Source organism: Vibrio sp. QJM3NY_35 (assembly GCF_057785915.1).
Map to the genome: position 1 here is coordinate 167,411 of NZ_CM173507.1, position 25,761 is coordinate 193,171.

The following is a 25,761-nucleotide window of genomic DNA, read 5'->3' on the forward strand; positions in this document are numbered from 1 at the left end:
TTGAGGACACTATTTTTGTGAGACATTCAAGCTGTTCAAAGCAGACAAAAACTTTGCTTAGTTTGTTCACATTATGGATAATGTGGGCACAGTTATAGGTGTAATGAATTTTCAAAGCCTACTTGGCTTCAACTGCGTAGTGTGATTTCGCCTTGTTATCAATGGGCGGTAGCTTGTCTATAATATGTTGTAGTTATGCGTGTTGAAGTGAAACATCTAAATTTAAAGTAGCATTTGGTACTGGTACATAGCGTACTTTGAGTGTTGATTGCTTACAATTAGTTACCCGGACAAATCAGTTGTTATGTGGTTTCCGTGGTAGTGAAAACTTAAAAAAAAGTGAAGTATTCTATGTTAAATAATAAAACAGTTTTAATTACTGGTGGTACAGGTTCGTTTGGTAAGCAATTTATCAAAACAATTCTTGAGCGTTACCCTGAAGTTAAGAAAATCATCATTTACTCTCGCGATGAACTGAAGCAATCAGTAATTAAACAATCATACCCAGCATACGACTTCCCTCAACTACGTTTCTTTATTGGTGATGTGCGTGATAAAGAGCGTATGACACAAGCTTGTGAAGGTGTCGACGTGATTATTCATGCGGCTGCTATTAAGCAAGTAGACACTGCAGAATATAACCCAACAGAATGTATTCGCACTAACGTAGACGGTGCTGAAAACGTTATCCATGCGGCTCTAGCTTGTGGTGTTAAAGATGTTGTTGCCCTATCGACAGATAAAGCATGTGCCCCAATTAACTTATACGGCGCTACAAAGTTAGCTTCGGACAAGCTATTTGCAGCGGCAAACAACATCCGCGGCTCAAAAGATATTCGTTTTAGTGTTGTGCGTTACGGCAACGTAATGGGCTCTCGCGGCTCTGTGATCCCTTTCTTTTTAGAGAAGCGTAAAGACGGTATTCTTCCGATCACTCATAAAGAAATGACTCGCTTTAATATTTCACTGCAAGACGGTGTAAACCTAGTGATGTTTGCTTTAGACAATCATTTGGGTGGCGAGATCTTCATTCCTAAGATCCCATCATATAAGATTTTGGATATTGCTGAAGCTGTAGCGCCTGAGTGTGAAACTCGTGACGTAGGTATTCGCCCTGGTGAAAAACTACATGAAGAAATGATCACAGATACTGACTCGTTAAACACGATTGATTTAGGTCCGTATTACGCCATTCTGCCTTCGGTCTCTTACACTTACAGTGAAGCTGAGTACATAAAGCACCACAAAGCAGAAAAAGTACCTTTTGGTTTTAAATATAATTCAGGCACCAATACTGAGTGGGAAACGGTAGAAGGTTTACGTCAGTTAATCGTTGATCACGTAGATCCTAATTTTAAGGCTTAAGAAATGATACCTTACGGCAAGCAAGAGATTTCACAGCAAGATATTGATGCTGTGATTAATGTATTACAGTCGGACTTTTTAACACAAGGTCCTCAGGTTCCAGCCTTTGAAAAGTCATTAACGGACTTTACTGGTGCTAAACATGCATTAGCGGTTAACAGTGCCACTTCTGCCTTACATATTGCTTGCTTAGCCCTAGGGTTAGGTGAGGGTGATTTGTTATGGACTACTCCAGTTACTTTTGTAGCCTCGAGTAATTGTGGTCTATATTGCGGTGCAGCAATCGACTTTGTTGATATTGACGCAGCGACATATAACCTTTGCCCTATTAAGCTAGAAGAAAAGTTAATTGCAGCTAAGGCTCAGGGCAAATTGCCTAAAGTACTCGTTGCAGTTCACTTGTGTGGCCAGCCTTGTGACATGAAAGCAATTAGCCGTTTGGCTAAAGAATATAACTTCAAAGTGATTGAAGATGCATCGCATGCCATTGGAGGAAGCTATCTTGATAGCCCAATTGGTTCATGTCAGTATTCAGATATCACAGTATTCAGTTTTCACCCTGTAAAAATAGTGACAACTGCTGAAGGTGGTGCTGCATTAACCAATGACTCAAACCTAGCCACACAAATGAACCTCTTTAGAAGCCACGGTATTACTCGTGACCCTGAATTAATGGTAGGCGAATCTGACGGTGATTGGTATTACCAACAGATTGAGCTTGGTTATAACTACAGAATGACCGAGTTACAGGCGGCTTTAGGTGTTTCACAAATGTCTCGTCTCAGTGAGTTTGTTGCTGCGAGACACGTATTAGCGAATCGCTATAACGAACTGCTTAATAGTTTGCCTATTACTTTGCCTTACCAGTTATCAGAAACTTATTCAGGTTTACATTTATACGTCATTCGCTTGCAGTTAGATAATATTGATAAAACGCACAAGCAAGTATTCGATGAACTGCGTGCTAATGGAATTGGCGTGAATTTGCATTATATTCCTGTGCATACGCAACCCTATTATCAAAAACTTGGTTTCAGCTTGGGTGATTTCCCAGCTTCTGAACATTATTATCAGGAAGCAATTTCATTGCCACTGTTTCACGCAATGACCGTTGAACAACAAGATGAAGTGGTTTCAGTATTAACTAAGGTACTGCAGGGGTAATATGAATATTGCAATCATCCCTGCTCGTGGGGGGAGTAAGCGTATCCCACGTAAAAACATCAAACCTTTCCATGGTAAACCGATGATTGCTTATTCTATTGAAGCAGCCCGTAGCTCGGGTTGCTTTGATAAAGTGATTGTTTCGACGGATGACCAAGAGATAGCCGACGTTGCTGTAAAGTGTGGTGCTGACGTGCCTTTTTTACGTCCTGAGAATATCTCTGATGACTTCGCAACCACCATGGATGTCATGCAGCATGCAATAAGGTGGTGTTTGGATCAGAAGCTCGATATTGACAACGTGTGTTGTATCTATGCAACGGCACCTTTCATCTTGCCTAAATATATCCAGCAGGGGTTAGAAGCCCTGTCTTCGGAGAGTGTCGAGTATGCTTTCAGTGCGACGAGCTTTCCTTTTGCCATTCAGCGTGCAATATCTGTAGATAAAAATGGTTCCGTTGCGATGTTCTCTCCTGAATTTGCGAATACTCGTTCTCAAGATCTTGAAGAAGCGTACCACGATGCAGGCCAGTTTTACTGGGGTAAATCATCCGCATTTTTAGCGGGTAAAGCGATTTTTTCCGAGCATTCTAAAGCGATTCTGTTACCAAGAAAGCGCGTTCAAGATATCGATACTCCGGAAGATTGGGAGTTGGCAGAGTCACTATTTAGCGTTCTGTAGAGGTCATTATGAAGATAGCTTTCCGAACTGATTCTTCGATTCATATTGGTAGCGGGCATATAATGCGCTGCTTAGTATTAGCTTCTATGCTGAAAGAGAAAGGGCATCAAGTTAGTTTTGCATGTCGTCCTCAGCAGGGGGATTTAATCGATTTTGTTCGAAATAAAGGGTTTGAAGTCAAAGAGCTTGTTGTACCAACAGAATGGTTAATACCTAAAAACAGTGCTGATTATTCAGCGTGGTTACAAGTATCTTGGAAAGTTGACGTAGACAGTTTTGTATCAATATTTGATAGTATTGATTTAGTGATTGTAGATCATTATGGCATCAATGCTGAGTGGGAAGAGCATTGTAAAACGCAGTTAGGGTGCAAGGTGTTTGCGATAGATGATTTATTGCGTCCACATAGCGCAGATATGATTCTCGACCAAACGTTATCCCGAACTCCTTCTGAATATGATTACCCCGAATTGGAAACAACCGTTTTAACTGGCTGTGACTTTGCTTTATTAAATCCCAACTTTGTTAAATACCGCCGACAAGCTATTCAATCATCACTTCACAAATCGAAACCACGTGTTCTTGTTAGCATGGGGGGAATTGATCAACCCAATGCAACATTGAAAGTATTGCATGAGTTGTCGGCTATTTCTGATGATAGACCATTGGTTACCGTTTTGTTGAGTCCGAAAGCTCCGAATTATGGCAGTGTTCAAGAATTTTGCAGTGTAAATGATGACTGGCTAAGGCATATCGATTTTGTTGATAATATGGCTGAGTTGATGTTACAGCACAATATGGCGATAGGAGCTCCGGGTACTACGTCTTGGGAAAGGGCTTGTTTAGGCTTACCGAACATTATTGTCCCACTAGCAGATAACCAGAAAATGGTTACTGAGCAACTAGTCAAGGCTAATGCTGCAATTCAGGTTAACTTGTCTGATATAAGCAATAGTTTGAGAAGTGCTTATCAAACCGTACTGAATGAGTGGGCTAGTTTCCAATCTGCTAACTTGAACTTGTGCGATGGCTTAGGCGCTTTTCGAGTCACCCAGTGTATTAGTAGCCTATTCGATGAACAGAAAAATTCAATCTTATTACGTCCTGCAACTTACACTAACATTCGTCAAGTGTATGACTGGCAGATTTTACCTGAAACCAGAAAATACGCGCTTACTCCAGATGTACCTAAATGGGAAGATCATAAAAAGTGGATGAAAGCGAAACTAGATGTTGCCAGTGATTACTTTTATATGATCGAGTCACTCTCTACAGGTACTAACATCGGTGTTGTTCGTTTAGACAAACAGGTTAATGATGAATATCTAATTTCTATATTTATTCAACCAGAATGCTTTGGGAAAGGTTACGCTAAGCAAGCGCTGATTAATGTAGACCTACTTCACCCTGATATCACCATTCACGCGACCGTTATGGAAGAAAACAGTGCGTCTCAGCACCTTTTTCGTTCTGTAAACTATGACCAAACCTCAACGAGCTCTTTTGTACGCTACCCACTAATTTGAGAAGAACATGAATAAATTTATAACTATTGACGGTCGTAAAATTGGACCGGATTACTCGCCATATATCATCGCAGAGCTGTCAGCAAACCATAATGGTGATATTAATCGTGCTTACCAAATTATGGAAGAAGCAAAGAAAGCGGGCGCAGATGCGATAAAGCTACAGTCTTACACTCATGACACCATCACAATGGATTGTGACTCTGAGGAGTTCCAGATACATGGTGGCTTGTGGGATGGGCAGACGTTATATGAGCTATACAAAGGCGCACACATGCCATGGGAATGGCATGAACTACTATTTACAAAAGCTAAAGAACTGGATATTACCATTTTTAGTTCGCCTTTTGATTTTACAGCGGTTGATTTACTCGAAGAATTAAATGCTCCTGCTTACAAAATAGCGTCTTTTGAACTGATTGATTTACCACTTATCGCTCGAGTCGCAAAAACAGGTAAACCGATGATCATGTCTACGGGCATGGCAAATCAAGATGAAATTCAAGAAGCCGTAGACTGCGCGAGAAGCAATGGGTGTGAACAGCTAATAGTCCTGCACTGCGTCAGTGGTTACCCTGCACCGGCGGATCAATACAACCTTCGTACCATCGCAGACATATCAGAACGTTACGACGTATTATCAGGCCTTTCGGACCACACTATCGACAATGCAACGGCTGTCGCTTCAGTTGTTCTGGGGGCGTGTTTAATTGAAAAGCACGTCACAATGGATAGAAATGGTGGAGGCGCGGACGATAGTTTCTCGCTTGAGCCAAAAGAACTAGCGCAATTATGCAAAGACAGTAAGACGGCTTGGCAATCATTAGGTCACGTAAATTATGAGCGAACAGAAGCTGAGAAGGGCAATGTAAAGTTCCGCCGTTCTTTATATGTTGTTAAAGATATTGCTGAAGGTGACAAGATCACTCCTGAAAATGTTAGAAGCATTAGACCTGGATTTGGCTTAGCACCGAAGTACTACGAATCTGTTTTGGGGAAAGAAGTTAACAGGAATGTAAAAGCAGGAACTCCTTTAACTAAAGACCTATTTGCCTAGATGTTTGAACAGGTTATTCATGAAATTTAGATATGATATAAACGCACTAAGAGCTCTTGCTGTAATAGCTGTCGTAATATTTCACTTTGAGCCGAACTGGCTCAAAGGAGGATTTGCAGGTGTAGATGTTTTCTTTGTGATCTCAGGTTATTTAATGACCGGTATAATATTTAAGCGTGTTAATAATGGATCTTTTACTCTATTAGGTTTTTATGTAGATAGGGCAAATAGAATTATTCCAGCGCTTGCCGTGTTATGCTTATCTCTTCTTGTGTTCAGTTTTTTCTTTCTCACTCCTTTCGACTATCCAACGATATCTAATCATATAATTAGCAGTATATTATTCTACTCGAATTACTTTTATTTAAGCGAAGCTGGATATTTTGACGTAGCATCTAATGAGAAGTGGTTACTACATACATGGTCGCTTTCAGTAGAATGGCAGTTTTATATACTGTATCCAATACTACTAATTGTTTTGAAAAAGTTTGTTGGTCTTAAAAATATAAAAAATATAATTGTATTTTTTACATTTGTAGGTTTTTGTTATAGCTTGTACCTAACTCGAGTTTCACCTGATAGTGCTTATTTCTCGTTAGCGAGCCGTGCTTGGGAAATGTTAGCCGGTGGTATAGCATTCTTTACTTGTATATCAGGAACACAGAGAAAGCTCAAAATAGTTCAGTCTGTTGGGTTTTTACTGATTATTTTGTCATATTTTGTGGTTGATAAGAGTTTACCTTGGCCCGGCGAGCTCTCTTTGCTCCCTATCCTTGGCACAGTTCTAGTGTTAATAAGTAAAGCAGATAATGGTTTAATTGTTAATAACCGTATACTACATTCTATTGGTTCAGCATCTTACTCAATTTACTTATGGCATTGGCCTATAGTTGTATATGGTAATTATTTTAATATTGATTCATGGTGGATAATTGGCGTACCAATGTCCTTGCTTACCGGATATCTTAGTTTTAAAATTATAGAACCCATAAAATTAAAACCGATGGTCAAATGGGAAAAAATATTCAAAACAAAACCGCTTTGGTTGGTTGTTACTGTGTTAATTTTCGCTACTCAACTGTCTTCATTGGACTATAGAGGTGGAACAGAAAAGGATATTCGATTATATAAAAGTGCTCTTTCAGCTATTGGAGATTGGGATTTCCCCAAACCTAATCTAGATATAAATGGCCTTGATATCCGTTATATAGAAGGTAGTGGAGATGAAAATATATTGTTTATTGGTGCTAGTCATACGGAGCAAACATATCCGTATGTTAAAGCTAACAATAGCAAATATAACATATATTACTTGACAATGGCTGGTTGTTCCTTTTCTCCTTCTGCAGTTCATCCAAGATGGTCGTGTGAAAATATACAACGTTACAAAGAACTATTCGAAAAAGTCAAATTTACCAAAGTAGTTACATCCTCTTACTGTATTTATTGCGGGTTTTCAAAAGGTAATGGAGCTAGTGAATTACGTTTGGAAGAGTATGATGACTTTCTAAAATACGTTAAAAGTAATAGTGATGAGTTATATATCATTCTAAGAGAACCTGTGGGTGATGAATTTGATCCTAAGAAATCAGTTAGGTACAGACTACCAAAGGAAGTACAGACTACTGAAATAAGAAAGCGAAACTCTAGAAATAACGAAACTTTGGAAAGTCTTACAGAGTTGGAAGGGGTGAAATTTATTGATCCTGTTAGTTATCTGTGTAGTGATGTCTGTAAAACAACTAATGATGAAGATGAATTTTACTACAAAGATAAGAGTCATATGAGACCGTGGTATGCTGAACAATATTTAGGATATCTAGACATAATAATTAAATAATAAATCTGAGTTAGGTCTCAATATCAAATATGACTATTCTATTAAAAATATTATACAGAGAGAATCAATGAAAGATACTAAACTACTATCTATTATAATCCCTTATTATAACTCTTCTAAAAAGTCTATAAATTTAATCGATACTATTGGTACTATAAGATTAAAAGAAATCGAGGTTATTTTTGTAGATGATGGTTCTAGTGACGTGGAACATAAAAAGTTAATGGGTCTCTGTCGTAATATTTCAATTTCTTGTAGTGTTATTCGTCAGAATAATAGAGGGCCAGGAGCGGCTAGAAACTCTGGTTTAATAGCTTCAAAAGGCGAGTATGTTTGGTTTGTTGACTCAGATGATAATATTAACTTAGATGTAATAGATTTATTTATCGAAAAAAGAAAAGAAAGTTATGACTTTATCGATTTTTCGATTGAAAAAAAAGGTGTTTCATCTTCTACAATGAGAAGTAATGTGGGGGAGCACACTCGCGAGGGTAATATTGGTTTCGAATTTGGTCGTATAGTTACAAAGATTTTTAGCAAGAGATTTATTGTTGATTCCGAATTATACTTTCCCGAAAACTGTATTTATGAAGATAATTATGTAGCGTTAATTGCTAGAAAGAATGTAAGGAAATACTATTGTAGTGATATCGTAGGATATTATCATAATGTATCATGTTTTTCAGTAACAAGAACATTTACTGAAAAAGTCAACGATAATTACTATGACAGATTGTTTACAATTTCTCTTGCTTTTAATAAGTTATATGCGGATCTAAAATTTAACGATGAAAAAGAGTTTATTCTAGAGAAGTTTCGCGGAACTTTCTTTGTTGTAACATTCAAACATTTACTTAGTAAACATCAGTATAATGAAGCGAGGATTCTCATCCAAGCCTATTTTCATTCATTGAACGGAATTTTATCTGACGAAGACTATCAAAATGAAATTGATTTTATTGATAGCAAAATTAACTCCGATTTTTCTAGTTTTATAGAGAAGTTAATGTACGAAAAATCTTTGTTAGTCGGGAATTATCCAGATTCTATTACATATTTCAAAGATAAAAGAGATGCCTATTGGGGAAAAGAAATGACTTTGCCTGCTTTAGATATGAACGAAAAGAAAACGTTTTTTTTACATATAGGAACGCATAAGACAGGTACAACAACAATACAGCACACTCTTCGGTCGAATATTGAAGAACTTCTTGATGAACGGATTTCATATATCGAAGCTGGTAAACTTATAAAAAAATTAAGATTCTCAGTTGAGGTCTCTGATTCAGAGTTAGCGTCAATAAGAAAGGAAGTTGTTGATCAAACCAATATCTATAGTGCAGCTCAAACGTATGTGATGAGCTGGGAAGGTTTTTCTGGGGACTATATAGACGCATATAAAAATAGCTATAATATTGCTCACAACTTGTATAAAGTCCTATCCCCTATTTTTGATGTCAAGATAATCGTATATCTAAGAGACCAAGCTAGTTTTATTGAATCAATCTTTACACAAGAAGTTCATGCTGGTTCAATTACTTCATTCAATGATTTCAAGAATACCATTGATACAAATAAATATCATTGGTCGAAACTGTTAAAATCTTACAGCAGTGTATTTGGCGAGAAATCTATAATTGTGAAAAAATTTGAAAAATCAGAAAGTAAAAATCTTATTAGCGGTTTTTCCAAGATAATTGGCTGCTCGAATTTTTTTAATAAAAAGGCACTTGTTAACCAAAATATAGGGTACAACAAAGGCGAATTAGATTTTGCGATGAAGGTAAATGCTACGTTAAATGAAAGCGAGAGGAAAAACCTTCGTAAGTTGTTGCAAAGAAATAGTAAGATTAAAGAGTATTCGTATTTCTCTAACGAAGAAAAAACAAGAATTTCTGAGTTTTATTCAGAAGATAACAAATCTAGTAATGTAATATTTGAACCTAGTTGTACTATCAATTCAGGAGAAGACGATAATATATACACGGCAGTTGCTAAACTAATACTGACTTTAAATACTGAAAACGAAGCTTTAAAAATCAGATGTGAATCATTAGATGGAAAGATAAAAAGCATTTCATCCATAGACGACTCTGATATCCAAAACATAAAAAAAGAAATTGAGAATATGGCTATTTTCCGAGAGAAAATCCAATCAAATATTAATGTACTTAGTAAAAAGAATAATGACCTAAAAGCATCCATTAAAAATACCAACAAACGCACAGCAAAAATAGAACGAAAGGTAAATAGCAGTACCCTTAGAAAGGTTGCTAGTATAATCTTAAATCTGAGACCTAATAGAAGTAAGTAGTTTTTTATAACCTATTAATAAAGTATTATTATGAATTTAACCAACTTCGCTACTTGGGTAGTTGAAACCGACATGTTAAGCCCTATCGAAAAAAATGAAATATTAGATGGGAAAACTATAACAAGATATATTAACATTAAAGTGGCAATGACTATTGTGGCTAACTTGTCACTTAAAAGGGACAAAATTACTGAAGTTTGCAAAAATCACTTCTTGATTAATAATGACAACATTAAGTTTGCGTTAGAGGTACAACATCATCGATTGTTGAAAACCGAAATTTCGCAAGAAAATTTTGATTGTTTGATATTGTTCGTTAAAAGAAAGAGCTCAAATAGACGTTTAGTTGGCAGTATAATTCCAATTCTTTTCAAGAAAGAAAATCTTAGAGAACTTATAGATAATAACTTAGTCAATAATGACAGGTTGATGTTTAACTTTTTAAGAAGGTGCATAGAGGTTGGAGATAACGAGCAGTATGAAGAACATTGTCACCACTTCCCTAATAACTCAAGCGAACGACTTAAGCTTGATCTAATTATGGGGCATTACAAAAACAACCTATCGACAGTTGTCATAGAAAATGAGTTTTTAAAAATTGATGAGCCGTACTTTTCTAGTTATCGTAAAATTAATAAGCCTTGGAATCTTGTAGAGCCTGAAAATTATTACTTTGACTTAAAATCAGATTCAATTAAAAAGGAAAGCTTAAATGGAAAAATTGAACTAGCCCTAAAAAATAAAGAATCTTTTGTATTTTTGAGAATTGGTGATGGTGAGTCTTATGGATTCAGTGACTCTACTGCTTTAAGTGAGCGACAAGAAAAACACTGGTGGGGACAAGTATTACCTATATGTCTGCGTGAACAAATAAAGCTTGACTTCATGGGGATTTTTTCAGGTAATGTGGATTTATTAGCGATACCTTCAGCTCATAAATATACTTATTATTTAAATTACAAAAGCTTAGGCTTTGAACCATATCAAAGTTTAGATAGTTCTGTGCTTTCAAGGAATGCTCTTGTTGATAACTCAGTATTTAGCATGATTCAAGATGGACTGTTGAAAAATACGATGTTCTGTGATGATCAAATTAACAAGCATTTCGTGAATAAAGAGCGCCTTCTAGAATATATTGGATATGCGGATCGGTTGGTTATTGTCAGTGGGAAGAAAAAGAACCTGATATTAGAATGTTTGGATGATTTGAACATTGAAATCGAGGTTATCGAGATCCCTACTCACAATTTAACCAAATTCATGGAAGACTCTAATAGTTTTAGTAAACCGTTACCATTCATGTATAAAGACATACTTTCGACTATTGAAAATAAGGTTTGTGTAGGCGATTTGTGCTTGATAAGCGCTGGCTTCATAGGAAAAATTTTTTCTTCAGCATGTGCTAATAAAGGAGCCGTATCTATTGATATCGGTCAGGCAATTGAAGAGTTGGTAAAGTAAATGAACACGTTGTTAAAAAAGATAAAGTTAGCTATTAAGTTGATTAACTGTTTCACAAGTGGACTTATAGGTTCGTTGTGTGTTATCCGAAATGGTAATGTACCAAGTTATTTGGAAGTGGATGATAGTAAGTACCACTTAAAGAGCAATGGCTATTTGAGCTTTTATCATAGTTTTAAAAATGAACTGGGGAAGTTCAAACTGAGACGAATAGATTTTGATTTTCGAGAATTATATTATTCGGGTCATACAAAGAATAATATCAAAGAATTTGAATTGTTTTATGATAACTTCATCGGAAAACTTAATGAGTCCGATAAACCCTCCGAATCGAATAACTTATCATTGTGTACATCTACAGTCTCTTATATTAAGCCAAAATCCAAGCTTATCAAAATAATACCGTATCTAACATTAGCTATCCTTTTTGTTAGAAGAACGGATTTGAATAAAACAGTTTTACATTACTCTTTGCAATACGCTTACTACTTCCTCTATTACTACGAGAACTTTTGCCTTAAGAATAATAGCTTGCCTAAACTTGTTATATTTTCGAACGACCATACGCCAAGGTATTTAGCTGCATCAAAAGTCTGTCGACAATTTTCGATTGATAGAATCTACATACAGCATGGATTTGTTTCAAAACTGTTTCCTAAGTTAGATTTCGAGCTTTCGATCCTATGGAATCGTAAAAGTAAAGAAATATATGCGGAAGTTGGAAGCACAATAGATGATTCTGTACTTGAGCTTTCAAGGGAAGTGCATCAGGAAGATCCTGCAGATCTACCCAAGCATAAATTGCGACAAGCAAAAGAAAAGGGAAAAAAAAATGTCGTAATTTTTCCTACCTCGTTACCTGATCTAATTAAACTGAATGAACTTATCGAAATTCTTGTTAATACGTCGTATATAAAAGGTGTTTATGTACAGCCACATCCAAGAGATTCTAATGTTGGTCAGATATCAAGCTATGCAAAAATACTTGAAAACTATAGTGAAATAGGTGGTGATTTTGTCGCAATTGTTGGAAACTCCTCTATAGCTATGGAACTATCCTTAAAAGGAATTTCAGTTTTTCAATGTTTCGATTTGGATAATATCGGTAATGATTATTATGGATTTGTTGAAAGTTCTTTAACAAAACAGATAGAAACAGAGGATATTGTCGATTCAACTGATGGCTCAATTTTTGACTACTATCAAGTTCCAGACAGTGTTATTGAATCTTACTGTCCTATAGTGGAAGGAAAGCAAGATGCCAGTAAACGTAAAATTAGTCAGTATCTTGGTAAAATATTTGATGATTCTGTAAGATACAACAATAAAGAAAGAATAAATAGAGTATATAATAGCAATAAGAAGAACTATAAATTGATTAAAAAAATCATTGATGCTAGCGATACTATTCAAAGAGAACGTATCTTTTCAGAATTACTTAAGAACAATGTTATTAGTAATGATGAATACATTGTATTAAAAGAAATTATTTAAATTAAGAGAACTATACGTGATTAAAAAACATAAAATAGCAGTAATCGGGTTAGGGTATGTTGGCTTACCTTTAGCTGTCGAACTTGGCAAGAAATATACGACAGTAGGCTTCGATATAAACAAAGAGCGAATTTCAGAATTAGTTAAAGGTATTGACTCTACGTTAGAATGTGATAAATCAGAATTGTTAGAGGCTAGTTTCTTAAAGTACTCTAATCATGTTGATGATATCCGTCAGTGCGACATCTATATTGTAACTGTGCCGACACCTATAAATAAGCACAAGCAGCCAGATCTAAGTCCGTTAATCAATGCGTCTCGGATGTTAGGCGAGGTACTATCTAAAAACAATATAGTGATTTATGAATCAACAGTCTATCCAGGAGCAACAGAAGAGCAGTGCGTGCCTACGTTAGAAAGTGTATCTGGGTTGGTATTCAATGATGACTTTTTTGTTGGTTATAGTCCTGAACGAATTAATCCTGGAGATAAAATTAATCGCCTTGTAAATATAAAGAAAGTCACGTCAGGTAGTACACCGGAAACCGCAAACCTAGTAGATGAATTGTATTCATCTATTGTAGTGGCAGGTACTCATAAAGCTAGTTCGATTAAAGTTGCAGAGGCCTCTAAAATAATCGAGAACACGCAACGTGATGTTAATATAGCCTTAATGAATGAATTTTCTATTATATTTGATAAGTTGGGTGTTAATACAAACGAAGTTATTAATGCAGCCGCAACAAAATGGAATTTTATCAACCTAAAGCCAGGATTAGTCGGTGGGCATTGTATTGGAGTTGACCCATATTACTTAGTGCACAAAGCGCAAGAAGTTGGTTTTATTCCTGATATAATGAAGGCATCACGTGAGATTAATGATGGAATGGCAAATTATGTTGCCAATAAATTTATCAAGCAAGTCATCAGTAATGATCTAAAGGTCAAGGGACTAAAAATTCTGGTACTCGGTCTTACTTTTAAGCCAAATTGCCCTGATATCCGTAATACAAAAGTCGTTGATTTTATTGAAGAGGTTGAATCTTACGGTGTTGACATTGACGTACATGACCCGGAAGCCGATTCAAATGAAGTTGAAACTGAGTATGGTATCACTCTTGTTAGCCTATCAAGTGAATCACAATACGATGTCGTTATAACTGCTGTACGGCATGATGCCTTTGAAGGACAACTATACGAAGTTGTTAGCTCAAAATCTAATTTTAACTTCAATTTATTTTGAATTTTTGGCTGGGAGGTAAGTATCAATAAACTTACCTTGAAATTATGAAAAAAAAGACTGTAAACAGAATTTTCTCAATTTTGAGAAATGTTGTAGACCCAATTTTTCCAAAACATAAAAATAAGATTCTGTTGTATGCCTCTACTGGTGTATTAGACGCAAACTTAGTATGTGTAAAAGAATATTTGAGTTATTACCATTCGGATCTTGAGGTTGTCGTATTTAAAGGGAAAAGAAAACGCAGTTTCCAAGAGTCGGTTAAGCTCTTATGCGACTTTTTTACTAGCTATTATATAATCGTCGATCATGCCATTCCTAGGTTTTTAACAAACAATAAGCGCGAGATTTACAATGTTTGGCATGGAATACCGCTAAAAACGATTCGTCATTTCGATAAAGAGCGCTTTACTGATGCGTTCTTGGATTTTGAGTCTGATAACTTGACGGGGCTAGTATGTTCATCCAACCTTGATAAAGCTGTGATGGCGGCATGTTTTAACGTAGCGCCATCTAAGTGTATTTTATCTGGTTTGCCTAGAGCTGACTTATTAGACTCTGGTAGGTTGGAGTGGTTTACTGATCCTCAAGAGGAAGAGTTGGTCAAGGCTTTATCTGGCAGGAAATTAGTTTCTTGGATGCCAACTTATCGTGGTACCTGGAAAGAGTTTAATGAAATTAATGCGTTTTCTGAAGATGAAGAAAGGTTGTTATGCCAGTTTCTAGAAGAGAATAATGCAGTCCTAGGGGTTCGACCGCACAAGTTTAGTAAGTTGCAAGCTCTCCCTTTGTTAGAGAAAAATGGCTTACTACTAGATTTGAGCGATTATGTAATTACGAATACATTGTTAAAGCATACGGATATATTGATTACGGATTATTCTAGCGTCTGGTTAGATTATTCACTAGTATCCAGTAATATCTGCTTGTATCTATTTGATGAAGCTGATTATGGAGGAGAACGTGGGATGATCTATCCATTAAGCGAAGTTCTGACTGGCGAAATATCGACAGATTTTCAAACATTGTTAATTTCGTTGGAGGGAATGATGGGTGTTGAAGTTGGTTATCAATCGGCACCTTCACCAATGTTCTTCAAACATAAGGATGCATCCAATACCAAACGGTTTATTGAGCATGTATTGAAAATAAATGCGTAACTTAATAAAAAATCACATACTTAAGTTGGCTCTTCGCCTATTCTATTCAAACTCATTTTTTAGGAAATTAGTTCTGGAACATCGAGGGAATAATAAAGTTTTTAGTTCTTCTGTTTCTAGAATGAAAAGTGAAGAAGAAAAAAGTAAAGCTAAACTATTTAAAAGTCTTAATCGCTTGTATCGAAAGAGAAAATACAAACAATATATCAAGCAACTTAATACTCACTCTCTTTGGGTAAAAGAAGAGAAAAAAAGTAAGTATTATAGTTGGGCTGCTTTGATAGTGAAAGGTAGCAAGGAATCTATGCATTACATCGGTGAAGCTATAAACCTTCATCCTATTGCGATTAATGATATTACTACCTCAATTGTTATCAGTGAATATAGCAAAAAGTCGGAAATAGAAAGCCATTTAAAACGAAGGGCTTTTTCTTCTCAACAACTCACACCACTGACTTTTTGTTACGTACTTTCCAAGTTTGATGAGCTTCCATATTTAAAAAAACTGATTGAAAAACAGTACTTTTCCACTCTTTTTAATGATGAAGAAATTTTGGAAATTTACGCGTTACTTAGAGATAACAAGCGTGTTATTGAGGTTTTTGAACATACTAAAGCTAAAGTATTTTCCCCAAGATCTTATGAACGTGTCTACGATGCGTATACTAGGGAAAATAGTTTTTATTTGGCAGAGCAAGTTTTTAATGAAGCCGATAAGCTTTACGCACCGTTGAAGTCGACTATTTCTATCGAAATCAACCCTAATGTAGTCAATAATAAACTTGAACGACATTTCTGGTTTGCCAAAGGTGACTTAGTCAAAGCATACAAGACTTATAAACGACAGCGACTTTCGCAAATAATGCATGTCAGTTTCGAAAAGAAGTACACTCAGTCTTTAGATGCTATCATTGCAGCTAAATCTCCCATTATTTTGGCTAGCTGGGGCCCTGGAGACGAAATTAGGTTTTCTGGTTTATATCATATATTGAATCAAGTTAACCCCAATATTACTATTAGCTGTGAACCAAGGTTATTTGACTTATTCAGTGAAATGTTTCCTAATATACAGTTTTCACCTGTTAATAGAACTCGTCGTGTTGATGTAAATAATGCACCTAGTTATGACCAACTTCCTAACGCTAAACTACACCATGTGATGGATAACTCGATTTACAGTCGAATTGATGAGTTTGATAATGTTACTATTCTGACCGATATTATAGGTGAGTTATTCGAGAAGCACTTGGATGAAAGAAACCCCAATAGCCTTATTTTGTCTTCTGCTTTAGTCAGTGATTCTATTAAAGAAGATATAGCGCAGCTAAAGCTTAAAGGTAAAAAGCTTGTAGGGATCAGTTGGCGAAGTTCTATAGAAACCGCAAGTCGAAATGAACACTATTACTCGATTGACGAACTGTCACCCATTTTTAAGTTGAATGACACGATTTTTGTTAACCTGCAGTATGATGATTGCTCTGAAGAAGTTAAAAATATTACGTTAGGCTCTGGTAGTGAGTTTGTTACATTGGATGTAGATCAATTCAACGATTTCTCTACTGTTTTATATATCATGCAACAGCTTGATCTGGTGGTCTCCGCCGCAACTACCGTATTGGAGTTAGCTGGATTATCTGGAGTTGATACGTATACTCTGACTAACCATCATGCTCTTAGTTCTAGAGTGATTTCCAACAATAGGGATCTTTGGTTTAATAATATAATCTATATCGATGATATGACAAAACTAACAAAAGTTGAACTAGTCCAACAAATTGCAGAAAGAACCGAGAGTGAATATGGGGCTGATTAATCGCTTTAAAAAAAACAATAAGAGAACCGTTGATTTTTTTCGTGCTATCCCTGGTTTATTTAGAATGTTCCGAGAGCAGACGGATATTCCTGTTATCAAAATTGCATTGCTGGTTTTCTCTAGTAAATTTATAAACATGATAGTAATGTTTATGCCTTTAAAAATGTTATTTGTTTTATCGGGTTCTAAAAATATTTCATTCTTACATGATATGGAACAAAGTTTAGGACGTGATGTTTATATTGCAGGTATGTTAGGTGTTATATCAATATTGTACTTTTTTAATATAATATTGAGCGTTTATCAAATTAAGCTTGTTAATAAGCAGAAGAATAATATTGAAATAAAGAATTATTTTTTTAATGAAGAAATTAAATCTCATTCTGTAATATTAAAAATATATGGTCCATTTTGCCAAATACTAGCTGATTTTTTACTAATTAGTACTGTAATTACAGTTCTTTTCTTTGTGAATACTTATTTTACATTATATTATATATTTGTGATCTTTATATATACCATTATAGTCGAACAATGGGCTTTTTCGACGCATGAGTCAAAGTTGATGGGTAAATTGGGTATTGATAGTAAGCAATTTATTCGTATTGCTGGTGTTTTAATATTCTTTTTGTCGTTTGTTGGTATATTGGCTGTAGTTTTAAATTTAGATATCTCTGTAATTTTTGCGGTATTGATGCTTATACTGGTTAGACTAAGCAATGGTGCTTTGAAGTCATTGTTTTATTGTCAAATAAAGATAAGATCTCATTTTATTTAAGTAGGGAAAAATGAAAATATTAACATACGGTACATTCGATCTATTCCACATCGGTCATTTGAATATATTGAGAAGAGCAAAGGCTCTTGGTGGGCATCTTACTGTCGCTATATCAACTGACGAATTTAATTTGGAATCTAAAAATAAAGTCTGCGCTCAACCTTATTACGAAAGAGCTGAAATTGTTCATGCAATAAAGTATGTAGATGAAGTTATTGCAGAAACATCGTGGGATCAGAAAGTAAAAGATGTGTTAGAGAACAATATTGATGTTTTTGTTATCGGTGATGATTGGGAAGGGGAATTTGATTTTTTGAAAGAGCACTGTGAAGTCGTATATTTACCTAGAACCGAAGGTGTATCTACAACAGAACGAAAACAAGATATTATAAAAAAGTTCAAATAACTATGTTGAAAGCACTTTTTAATCTTGTATTGAAGTTGTCAGATTTCTTTTTACCCAGTAAAAATCAGTTTTGTTTTTATATAACACCCAGAACATCCTGGGACGCGAATCAACAAATACTGTATGCAAAACTTATAAATCGAGATGAAGTTGTTATTGTAGACGGTAATGATATTGGCAAGAATTGTATCCGTTCCATATTCCTTAATATATGGAAACTGGCCCGGTCTCAGACTATTATTTTTGATCATAGTCTTCCTTCTGGTTTAATCGCTTCAAGGCATACTACCGTCAATGTATGGCATGGTAGCCCAATAAAGAACATAAGATTTTTGTGTGAAGATCGTTTTGAGCACGATTTTTTGCTTGATCAGGCTAGCCATACTAGTCTTTTAGTTTCGGCATCACCATATGATGCTTTATTAATGTCGTCCGCGTTGCACGTCCCGTATTTTAATGTAACAAAGTTTGGGTTACCAAGAAATGACTATTTAACTTGTAGTCGTAAGGAGTTAACTGATTTAGATTTGTATAATGAAAGCGAGGTTATAGAGTCGCTTATAGAGCCGTATAAAAAAGTGATCTTATTTGCACCGACTTATCGTGGTGATAGCCATACAGATAATGAACCTGTGAGTTTCGATGAAAGTCAACTTGCTGTTTTAGAGAGATACTTAACGGATAACGATATTCTTTTGTTTATTCGATCTCATAAGTTTTCACACCTATCAAGTGATAATAAACTACTTAATACTAAAAATGTAATCGATGGTTCTGATTTTAAAAACCCCATGATTCTTTTGAGATATATCGACTTACTGATAACTGATTATTCTAGTATTTGGATTGATTTTCTATTATTGAAAAATCCGATAATTATATACACACCAGATCTCGAAACCTATACTAAAGAACATGGGTTTATCCATGACTTTAGAGACTCTATACCTAGTGAGCCATTGTTAAGTTTTGAACAGTTAATGTCTAGTATTGAAAATAGTATTACAACGAGTAACCTATCGGAAAAACAATCTCACTTTTATGACCGATACCATGCAACGAAGAGCTCTTCTTCTTCGAGTGAACTTTTAAAGTTAATTATTCACAAATGAATCTATGTGATTAATTATTTTTTCTGTACAGTTATGATTAGACGTTGTGATATTAATGTCGTGTTTATTAAATGAACTATTAAAGTTGACATGATCATTCATCAAACCTGAAAATTCTTTATAGATCCCACGTTCTCTTACGTATTTATCTATATCGCTATAGAAGAGAATTACATCGCAGTCACAACTGACTGCAGCATCTATGATTATGCTAGAGAAGTCAGATATGACCAGTTTTGACTTTTTGATATTCTCGATTGTGTCTCCACAGCTAAACCTAATATTTTCACTATTGTATTCAGCATTTAACTCTTCTATTAGTTCTCGATCAAAAGGGTGTAGACATATCGATAGATATTCTAAACTTGATTGGCGGCTAAATGCTTGTATGACGTTTTCAATCAATTTGACTGTGGTCTTATTGTCGATATGCCATGTTGGAGCAAAGGTTAGTTGGGAGATCTTGGTTGAGTTAATTTTTCTTAATCTTGGCCAACCGGTAACAATCGTTTTTTTGTCGCTTACCCCAAATGCTTGTTGAAATGTTTTTGCTTGTTCAAGGTTATGGCAAAAAAACGCATGATAACGCTGATTAGATCTAGTGTATAACAAGTTATATAGTGTGCTTATTATTTTGTTTTCAGATGGGCTCGTTTCCTTCGAGTCAAGTCCAATCTTTTTTATTGGCCATCCATGCCAAAGGTTGAAGTAGTAACAGTCAAAGTAGGGAGTCATTCTTCCTATGTCATTTAAGCCCGTCGAGACAATAAATACTTTGGATGTTATTTGATAGTAGATTCCTTGGATGGAGTATTTAGAGCAGCTAATAATGTTACTATCAACCACATGCTCAGGATTAGACTTAAGCCATATTAATGTGATATCTGGTCGTGTTTTTGCAATCTCTTGAGCGACGAGCTTGGCATTGTCACAGAAACCATGGTGGTGGCCCATGACCCATTGTTTCTTTCGTTTTGGCGTTATGCTAAACATAACTTTTAACGGAATAAGAAGTAACTCAATAGATACCTGGCTAATAAACCGCCATGCTTTGTGTCGAAATATATTAGGCATAAAGTGTCGTCTTAGAGACATTAAAGTGAATTAATCAAGGCCTGATAGTACAAGCTTAATCGTTAAATGGGAATTATGAAAAAACTTACTTACATAATCAATGTTGATTGGTACTTCAAACTTCATTGGGTAAATAGAGCTTTAGCTGCCAAAGAAAGCGGTTATGATATTACGATAATCACGCACTTTACCAGTACGGATATTCGAGATTACTTAGAGGGACTTGGATTCAATTGTATTGAACTGTCATTTTCCCGAAGCGGTGTGAATCCCTTCCTTGAGCTAGTTTCACTGTTCAAGCTTTATAAGCATTTAAAAGAACTACAGCCGAACCTGGTTCATTGTATCACAGTGAAGCCTTCAATATATGGTGGTTTGGTTTCTAACCTATTAAGGCTTTCTTCATTAAAAAGCATTACAGGGTTAGGTGCGGTTTTTTCGAGTGAATCCCTCTTGTTTAGATTGTTAAGACCAATGGTAACAAGGCTCTACTATATGGTGGGTAACTCCGATAAGGGAGCATTTATATTCGAAAATAATTCTGATCGAACTATTTTCGAAAGAGCTCAAATAGGGCGTAAGCAGCCATTAATACACATTGCAGGAGCGGGTGTCGACGTAACACAATTTTGCGAGAAATCCGTCGCTTTGGATTGTCTAAAGAATGGTAAGCCACTGATTGTACTGTTTGCAGCTCGGCTACTTAAAGACAAAGGTCTCGATACTTTGATGTCTGCGCTCGATTCTGTGAAAAGACAAGGTACTGACGTCGAACTTTGGGTTGCAGGGTTATTTGACCTAGATTCTAAAAACTCGTACACAGAAAAAGAAATTCAAACGCTCTCGGATGATGGGAAAATTAAGTGGTTAGGTTCTGTTTCCGGTAAAGAAATGCCCTCAGTATTGAACTCAGTAGACATAGTCGCACTACCCACGCGTTATGGTGAAGGAATCCCTCGGATATTGATAGAGGCTGGTGCGACAGCTCGGGTTGTTTTGACATCGAATGTGAGTGGATGTAATGAATTTATATCAGATAAAATCAATGGTCGACTACTTGATCCTTCAGCTGTGGAGGAGTGGAGTCAGTGTATTATTGATATTGTTTCTAATCCATCGAGCTATCAATCTTATGCTGAGTGTTTAGCTGATGAGGTTAAAACTCGATATAGTGATGAGGTTGTAATCAGAAGGTTTCTCGAACTATACGATACGCATTGTCGTTGATAGGTGTCTGCGACCGAGCTTTTTTTATTTAATTATTGCTCGAGTCGCACGGATTTTCACAGCTAGATCAGGTTGATTTAGCTTTTGTTCAATCTAGTTTATTTATTAAGGGTGTAACCCGTTGGTGCTTCTAACAGTATCCTTTTGATACACTCGACATTGAAGTCATGGCAGCATTCATCTAATTCGTTTAGGAGAATCTGCATTTCAGGCCAGTCAAGTTTGCTCTCTTGAGCTGTCATGATTTTTTCGTGGCTTGTGCCTTCAACGTTCTCACCAATGAGCAGCTCTTCGTACAGCTTTTCTCCTGGTCTTAAGCCTGTAAACCTGATCTCTACATCCCCCTCATCTGAGCTTGAACCGATGTTTTCTTTCATTCCCATTAGGTGCACCATACGTTTTGCCAGATCTAGGATCTTAACGGGTTCTCCCATATCAAGTACGAACACCTGTCCATTATTACCCATCGCGCCAGCTTGAATAACGAGTTGTGCAGCTTCTGGGATTAACATGAAATAACGGATGATATCAGGGTGGGTCACAGTAACTGGGCCCCCAGCCTTGATTTGCTTTTTGAATAGCGGAACAACTGAGCCGGAAGAGCCTAATACGTTGCCAAATCTAACCATGGTAAAAATGGTATCTGTGCCTTTGTCTGCAAGAGCTTGAAGTACGAGCTCCGCCATCCTTTTGCTCGCCCCCATTACATTCGTTGGTCTTACAGCCTTGTCTGTAGAAATTAGAGTGAAGTTTTTTACGCCACATTCTATAGCAGCTTGTGCACAGGATAGTGTTCCAAATACATTATTGCGGATTCCTTCGACTACATTGTCTTCCACCAAAGGTACATGTTTATAGGCTGCGGCATGATACAAAGTTTCTACTTCATAGCTTGTCATCAGCTTTTCAAGGCGGTTTTGTCTTTGTACGGAACCTAGAGCTGCGATAATTTTGGTTTTACTTTTTAGGTTTTTCTTCGTTGCGTTTAGCTCTTGCTCAATTTTGTAGAGATTGTACTCATTTAGCTCAAACAGAATTAATGTTTTGGGTTTTTGTGCAATTATCTGGCGACATAACTCAGAACCAATTGAACCTCCTGCTCCTGTCACCATTACATTTTTTTCATGAATGTTCTTCGTCAGTAGTTCATTATTCGGAGCGATTGGAGCTCTTCCCAATAGATCTGCAACATCGAGGTCTTTAACTTCGGTCGCTGACGCTTTGCCTGCGGCAATATCTTCGACTGATGGCACTGATTGAATAGCGATTGGCCAGCTAGACAGCTTTTCTACTAGCCTTAATCTTTTTCCTTTGTTGATGTTGTTGATAGCAAGCAGTAGTTTTATTGGTTGGTATAGAGATTGAAGGTGTTCAAATTCACTTGGGTGATGGACTTTTAATCCAAATAAGATGTTGCCTTTTTTACTTGGGTCGTCATCTAATAGAATAACTGGGTTATATTCATCACCATGAATCAAAGCGTACGCAAGTTCACGACCAGTAGCACCAGCACCGTATATAAATACGTTTGGTTTTTTACGCTTAATCATTTGATCGTAAACAGAACGAATGATAATTCTTGGTCCACCTAGAGTCAGTATGGCCAGTCCTGCATAAATGAAAGGAACACTTCTAGGGATGAAAGTGTGAAAAAAGAATCCGCTCATGATCAAGGTGAGCGACGATATAAATACAGCTAGAAATATGTTCCCGACAGCAGGGAACATCATATAGCGTAATACCGCTCTATACATCCCGAGTTTAGTGAAACTATAGATGGTTACTGAAATCGTAAGCAACAAAGTTACCCATTCATCTAAGCCTAACTCAAACGTATATGTACCTAACCTTAAAGCAATAGCTAAATAAACTGAAAGTGCTATTGCGAATATGTCGTAACCAATACTGATTAAGCGCTTATTTTTCCGCTTGGTGTTGAGAATTGCTCGTATTGGCTTGATCATTGTTGTCCCTGAGATATTGATATTTGTTTAGCAATCGCTGCACAATGTTTTATTCAAGATATTTTAATGCTGTTGAGTGCGGTAAGCTAGATGTTATTGGTGGTTCTGTGGTGCTCAGGAGCATTGCTATTAATTTTGCTCATTATTTGTTCTATTGAGGCCGTTTTGTTATGAATATTCTAGTCACAGGTAGCACAGGTTTTGTCGGCTCTAGAGTTGTTGAGTTGGCTAGAGAGCACGACTGGACAGTCATTCCGGTTGTGCGTAAGCAAATAGAGCCACTAACTAATCGCTTGGTTATCCCTTCCATTGACGCTTCTACCGATTGGTCTGGTGCCTTCGCAGGTGTCGATTGTATTGTTCATTGTGCAGCTCGAGTACATCAAATGAATGAAAGTGAACAAGACGCTTTAGCCGCTTATCAAGAAGTTAATACGCTGGGTACATTGAACTTAGCAAAGCAAGCTGCAGAAGCGGGCGTTAAAAGGTTTGTATTTGTCAGCTCCATTAAAGTTAATGGTGAATTCAGTGAGCCAAATTTACCCTTTGAACCGAATTTGAATAATACTCCGCAAGACCCTTATGGCTTGAGCAAGTATGAAGCCGAAGTTGAGTTGGCTAAGCTTTCAAAAGAGACAGGATTAGAAGTGGTTATCATTAGGCCACCATTAGTTTATGGGCCTGGCGTAAAAGCAAATTTCTTATCTATGATGCGTTTGATTGATAGAGGCATCCCACTACCGTTTGGTGCTATAAAAAACCAGAGAAGTTTGGTTTATTTGGATAATTTGTCCGATTTGATACTGACGGGGTGTGAACATCCTTTGGCTCCAGGGCATACTTTCTTAGCTTCTGATGATCATGATGTGTCGACTACTCAGTTAATGCGGACTATTGCTCAATCAATGGGTAAATCACCGCGATTAATTCCAATCCCAATGGCTTGGATACAAGCTGGATCGTCAGCTTTAAAAAAGGAGCACATAGCTCAAAGGGTCTGTGGCAATCTCCAGGTTGAGATAGGTTTGACGAAAGAGATCTTGGGATGGGAACCTCCTGTAAGTTTTGAACAAGGGATCAAAAGCACAGTAGAAGCTTACTTGAAGTCGTATTGATGCGTTTTAGGTAGCTTATGGTTTTCTTATCCATAAATTCTTCAGGTATCCTTTATTGATTAGTGGTGCTTATAGCGCCCCCATGTTTTCAATCCGAATTTGATAGGACACATATTTTGACTCGTTTGTTAGATTTTGTTTTTGCTTTCTTTGGCCTGTTGTTCCTATGGCCAGTATTTCTCATTATTTGTATCCTTGGTTACTTTGATACGGGGTCGCCTGTCTTTTTTCAGACCCGTGTAGGTCGTAACAAAAAACCTTTCACCTTGGTCAAATTCCGCACAATGCCTGTGGAGACAAAGTCTGTAGCGACTCACTTAGTTGGGGCGAGTTCTGTAACGAAATTAGGTGGTTTTTTGCGTAAAACGAAATTGGATGAACTCCCTCAGTTGTATAACGTGCTTAAAGGTGAAATGAGCTTAGTTGGCCCAAGACCATGTCTATTTAACCAACAAAAGCTGATTGATGAGAGAGAGTCGAGAGGAGTGTTGTCGGTTAGACCGGGTGTGACGGGGTTAGCTCAAATCAATGATATCGACATGTCGACACCGAAAAAACTCGCGGAGTGGGATCAACGCATGATTAACACGTTGAATACTAAATTGTATTTCCAATACATCATTCAAACAGTATTGGGCAAAGGCTCAGGCGACCGCGTTTAATTTGCCTCTTGCTTTCTTAGCTATCTTTGACGTTTTTTAGAATCAGTCTTGTATTGTAACTAGGCTTCGTCAAAGGGCTATAACGTGTAGTGAGTATAGCTGATTAGATCGTAGGTGATTGAATTATAAGCACCACTTTACGTAACAAAGTCAGTGTTCGTTAGTTTTAGTGTTGACGAGAGCCATGAACTGACGCCTGTATTTCCCTATTTGATGGTGTCACTATACTTAAGCCTATAACGTCACCTGATAGGCTGTTCTCTTTGGTGTTTATCTTCTCATACCTTAGTTTGTTTATTTGGAGCAT

The 25,761-nt window shown here is 36.6% G+C and carries 20 protein-coding genes; 18 read left to right on the forward strand and 2 right to left on the reverse strand.

The window, feature by feature from the left end:
• Positions 1-351: 351 nt before the first annotated feature.
• The 15 genes from pseB to AC3CH3_RS00850 all read left to right on the forward strand — a co-directional run bounded on the left by pseB (position 352) and on the right by AC3CH3_RS00850 (position 19,412).
• Positions 352-1,365, forward strand: a complete 1,014-nt coding sequence (gene pseB, locus AC3CH3_RS00780) for a UDP-N-acetylglucosamine 4,6-dehydratase (inverting) (protein WP_102270377.1) — start codon at positions 352-354, stop codon at positions 1,363-1,365.
• Positions 1,366-1,368: 3 nt separating this feature from the next.
• Positions 1,369-2,529 (forward strand): UDP-4-amino-4,6-dideoxy-N-acetyl-beta-L-altrosamine transaminase, encoded by a 1,161-nt coding sequence (gene pseC / locus AC3CH3_RS00785; protein WP_488537503.1) that lies wholly within the window; start codon positions 1,369-1,371, stop codon positions 2,527-2,529.
• A gap of 1 nt (position 2,530) precedes the next feature.
• Positions 2,531-3,211 carry a pseudaminic acid cytidylyltransferase gene (gene pseF / locus AC3CH3_RS00790; protein ID WP_488537504.1) on the forward strand — a complete coding sequence of 227 codons (681 nt, stop codon included), beginning with the start codon at positions 2,531-2,533 and terminating at the stop codon, positions 3,209-3,211.
• 8 nt (positions 3,212-3,219) lie between these two features.
• A complete protein-coding gene (gene pseG / locus AC3CH3_RS00795) occupies positions 3,220-4,737 on the forward strand; it encodes a UDP-2,4-diacetamido-2,4,6-trideoxy-beta-L-altropyranose hydrolase (RefSeq protein ID WP_488537505.1) in 1,518 nt (505 codons plus the stop codon).
• 7 nt (positions 4,738-4,744) lie between these two features.
• Entirely contained in the window at positions 4,745-5,794 is a 1,050-nt protein-coding gene (pseI, locus tag AC3CH3_RS00800) for a pseudaminic acid synthase (RefSeq protein WP_488537506.1), read from the forward strand.
• 19 nt (positions 5,795-5,813) lie between these two features.
• Entirely contained in the window at positions 5,814-7,634 is a 1,821-nt protein-coding gene (locus AC3CH3_RS00805) for an acyltransferase family protein (protein ID WP_488537507.1), read from the forward strand.
• A 67-nt stretch (positions 7,635-7,701) separates the two neighbouring features.
• The gene (locus AC3CH3_RS00810) at positions 7,702-9,948 is read left to right on the forward strand and encodes a glycosyltransferase family 2 protein (RefSeq protein ID WP_488537508.1); all 2,247 of its coding nucleotides are present in this window, start codon (positions 7,702-7,704) and stop codon (positions 9,946-9,948) included.
• 30 nt (positions 9,949-9,978) lie between these two features.
• The gene (locus AC3CH3_RS00815) at positions 9,979-11,409 is read left to right on the forward strand and encodes a hypothetical protein (RefSeq protein WP_488537509.1); all 1,431 of its coding nucleotides are present in this window, start codon (positions 9,979-9,981) and stop codon (positions 11,407-11,409) included.
• Positions 11,410-12,903, forward strand: coding sequence for a hypothetical protein (locus AC3CH3_RS00820; RefSeq protein ID WP_488537510.1), 1,494 nt, complete (start codon positions 11,410-11,412; stop codon positions 12,901-12,903).
• A 16-nt stretch (positions 12,904-12,919) separates the two neighbouring features.
• Positions 12,920-14,146, forward strand: coding sequence for a nucleotide sugar dehydrogenase (locus AC3CH3_RS00825; protein ID WP_488537511.1), 1,227 nt, complete (start codon positions 12,920-12,922; stop codon positions 14,144-14,146).
• Between the two features lie 44 nt (positions 14,147-14,190).
• Positions 14,191-15,303, forward strand: coding sequence for a CDP-glycerol glycerophosphotransferase family protein (locus AC3CH3_RS00830; protein WP_488537512.1), 1,113 nt, complete (start codon positions 14,191-14,193; stop codon positions 15,301-15,303).
• Positions 15,296-17,116, forward strand: coding sequence for a hypothetical protein (locus tag AC3CH3_RS00835; RefSeq protein ID WP_488537513.1), 1,821 nt, complete (start codon positions 15,296-15,298; stop codon positions 17,114-17,116). The genes AC3CH3_RS00830 and AC3CH3_RS00835 overlap by 8 nt, the downstream gene beginning before the upstream one ends.
• Positions 17,097-17,894, forward strand: a complete 798-nt coding sequence (locus AC3CH3_RS00840) for a hypothetical protein (RefSeq protein WP_488537514.1) — start codon at positions 17,097-17,099, stop codon at positions 17,892-17,894. Before AC3CH3_RS00835 ends, AC3CH3_RS00840 begins: the two co-directional genes overlap by 20 nt.
• A 10-nt stretch (positions 17,895-17,904) precedes the next feature.
• A complete protein-coding gene (tagD, locus tag AC3CH3_RS00845) occupies positions 17,905-18,300 on the forward strand; it encodes a glycerol-3-phosphate cytidylyltransferase (RefSeq protein ID WP_102490869.1) in 396 nt (131 codons plus the stop codon).
• Positions 18,301-18,302: 2 nt separating this feature from the next.
• Entirely contained in the window at positions 18,303-19,412 is a 1,110-nt protein-coding gene (locus AC3CH3_RS00850; RefSeq protein ID WP_488537515.1) for a CDP-glycerol glycerophosphotransferase family protein, read from the forward strand.
• On the opposite strand, the gene AC3CH3_RS00855 is transcribed toward AC3CH3_RS00850, so the two are convergent.
• A complete protein-coding gene (locus AC3CH3_RS00855; RefSeq protein WP_488537516.1) occupies positions 19,395-20,486 on the reverse strand; it encodes a CDP-glycerol glycerophosphotransferase family protein in 1,092 nt (363 codons plus the stop codon). The two genes, AC3CH3_RS00850 and AC3CH3_RS00855, sit on opposite strands and share 18 nt — an antisense overlap.
• 75 nt (positions 20,487-20,561) lie before the next feature.
• On the opposite strand from AC3CH3_RS00855, the gene AC3CH3_RS00860 reads away from it, so the two are divergent.
• Positions 20,562-21,713, forward strand: coding sequence for a glycosyltransferase family 4 protein (locus AC3CH3_RS00860; RefSeq protein WP_488537517.1), 1,152 nt, complete (start codon positions 20,562-20,564; stop codon positions 21,711-21,713).
• Between the two features lie 98 nt (positions 21,714-21,811).
• On the opposite strand, the gene AC3CH3_RS00865 is transcribed toward AC3CH3_RS00860, so the two are convergent.
• Positions 21,812-23,677, reverse strand: a complete 1,866-nt coding sequence (locus AC3CH3_RS00865) for a nucleoside-diphosphate sugar epimerase/dehydratase (protein WP_108202709.1) — start codon at positions 23,675-23,677, stop codon at positions 21,812-21,814.
• 170 nt (positions 23,678-23,847) lie between these two features.
• Here AC3CH3_RS00865 and AC3CH3_RS00870 point away from each other — a divergent pair, with 170 nt between their 5' ends.
• The gene (locus AC3CH3_RS00870) at positions 23,848-24,792 is read left to right on the forward strand and encodes a UDP-glucose 4-epimerase family protein (RefSeq protein WP_488537518.1); all 945 of its coding nucleotides are present in this window, start codon (positions 23,848-23,850) and stop codon (positions 24,790-24,792) included.
• A gap of 113 nt (positions 24,793-24,905) precedes the next feature.
• Positions 24,906-25,454, forward strand: a complete 549-nt coding sequence (locus AC3CH3_RS00875; RefSeq protein ID WP_488538145.1) for a sugar transferase — start codon at positions 24,906-24,908, stop codon at positions 25,452-25,454.
• Positions 25,455-25,761 lie beyond the last annotated feature (307 nt).

What these genes read in the sequence shown, in the direction of transcription:
- pseB (WP_102270377.1), top strand. Translation starts at nt 352, where the DNA reads ATGTTAAATAATAAAACAGTTTTAATTACTGGTGGTACAGGTTCGTTT.
- pseC (WP_488537503.1), top strand. Translation starts at nt 1,369, where the DNA reads ATGATACCTTACGGCAAGCAAGAGATTTCACAGCAAGATATTGATGCT.
- pseF (WP_488537504.1), top strand. Translation starts at nt 2,531, where the DNA reads ATGAATATTGCAATCATCCCTGCTCGTGGGGGGAGTAAGCGTATCCCA.
- pseG (WP_488537505.1), top strand. Translation starts at nt 3,220, where the DNA reads ATGAAGATAGCTTTCCGAACTGATTCTTCGATTCATATTGGTAGCGGG.
- pseI (WP_488537506.1), top strand. Translation starts at nt 4,745, where the DNA reads ATGAATAAATTTATAACTATTGACGGTCGTAAAATTGGACCGGATTAC.
- AC3CH3_RS00805 (WP_488537507.1), top strand. Translation starts at nt 5,814, where the DNA reads ATGAAATTTAGATATGATATAAACGCACTAAGAGCTCTTGCTGTAATA.
- AC3CH3_RS00810 (WP_488537508.1), top strand. Translation starts at nt 7,702, where the DNA reads ATGAAAGATACTAAACTACTATCTATTATAATCCCTTATTATAACTCT.
- AC3CH3_RS00815 (WP_488537509.1), top strand. Translation starts at nt 9,979, where the DNA reads ATGAATTTAACCAACTTCGCTACTTGGGTAGTTGAAACCGACATGTTA.
- AC3CH3_RS00820 (WP_488537510.1), top strand. Translation starts at nt 11,410, where the DNA reads ATGAACACGTTGTTAAAAAAGATAAAGTTAGCTATTAAGTTGATTAAC.
- AC3CH3_RS00830 (WP_488537512.1), top strand. Translation starts at nt 14,191, where the DNA reads ATGAAAAAAAAGACTGTAAACAGAATTTTCTCAATTTTGAGAAATGTT.
- AC3CH3_RS00835 (WP_488537513.1), top strand. Translation starts at nt 15,296, where the DNA reads ATGCGTAACTTAATAAAAAATCACATACTTAAGTTGGCTCTTCGCCTA.
- tagD (WP_102490869.1), top strand. Translation starts at nt 17,905, where the DNA reads ATGAAAATATTAACATACGGTACATTCGATCTATTCCACATCGGTCAT.
- AC3CH3_RS00850 (WP_488537515.1), top strand. Translation starts at nt 18,303, where the DNA reads ATGTTGAAAGCACTTTTTAATCTTGTATTGAAGTTGTCAGATTTCTTT.
- AC3CH3_RS00855 (WP_488537516.1), bottom strand. Translation starts at nt 20,486, where the DNA reads ATGCCTAATATATTTCGACACAAAGCATGGCGGTTTATTAGCCAGGTA.
- AC3CH3_RS00860 (WP_488537517.1), top strand. Translation starts at nt 20,562, where the DNA reads ATGAAAAAACTTACTTACATAATCAATGTTGATTGGTACTTCAAACTT.
- AC3CH3_RS00865 (WP_108202709.1), bottom strand. Translation starts at nt 23,677, where the DNA reads ATGATCAAGCCAATACGAGCAATTCTCAACACCAAGCGGAAAAATAAG.
- AC3CH3_RS00870 (WP_488537518.1), top strand. Translation starts at nt 23,848, where the DNA reads ATGAATATTCTAGTCACAGGTAGCACAGGTTTTGTCGGCTCTAGAGTT.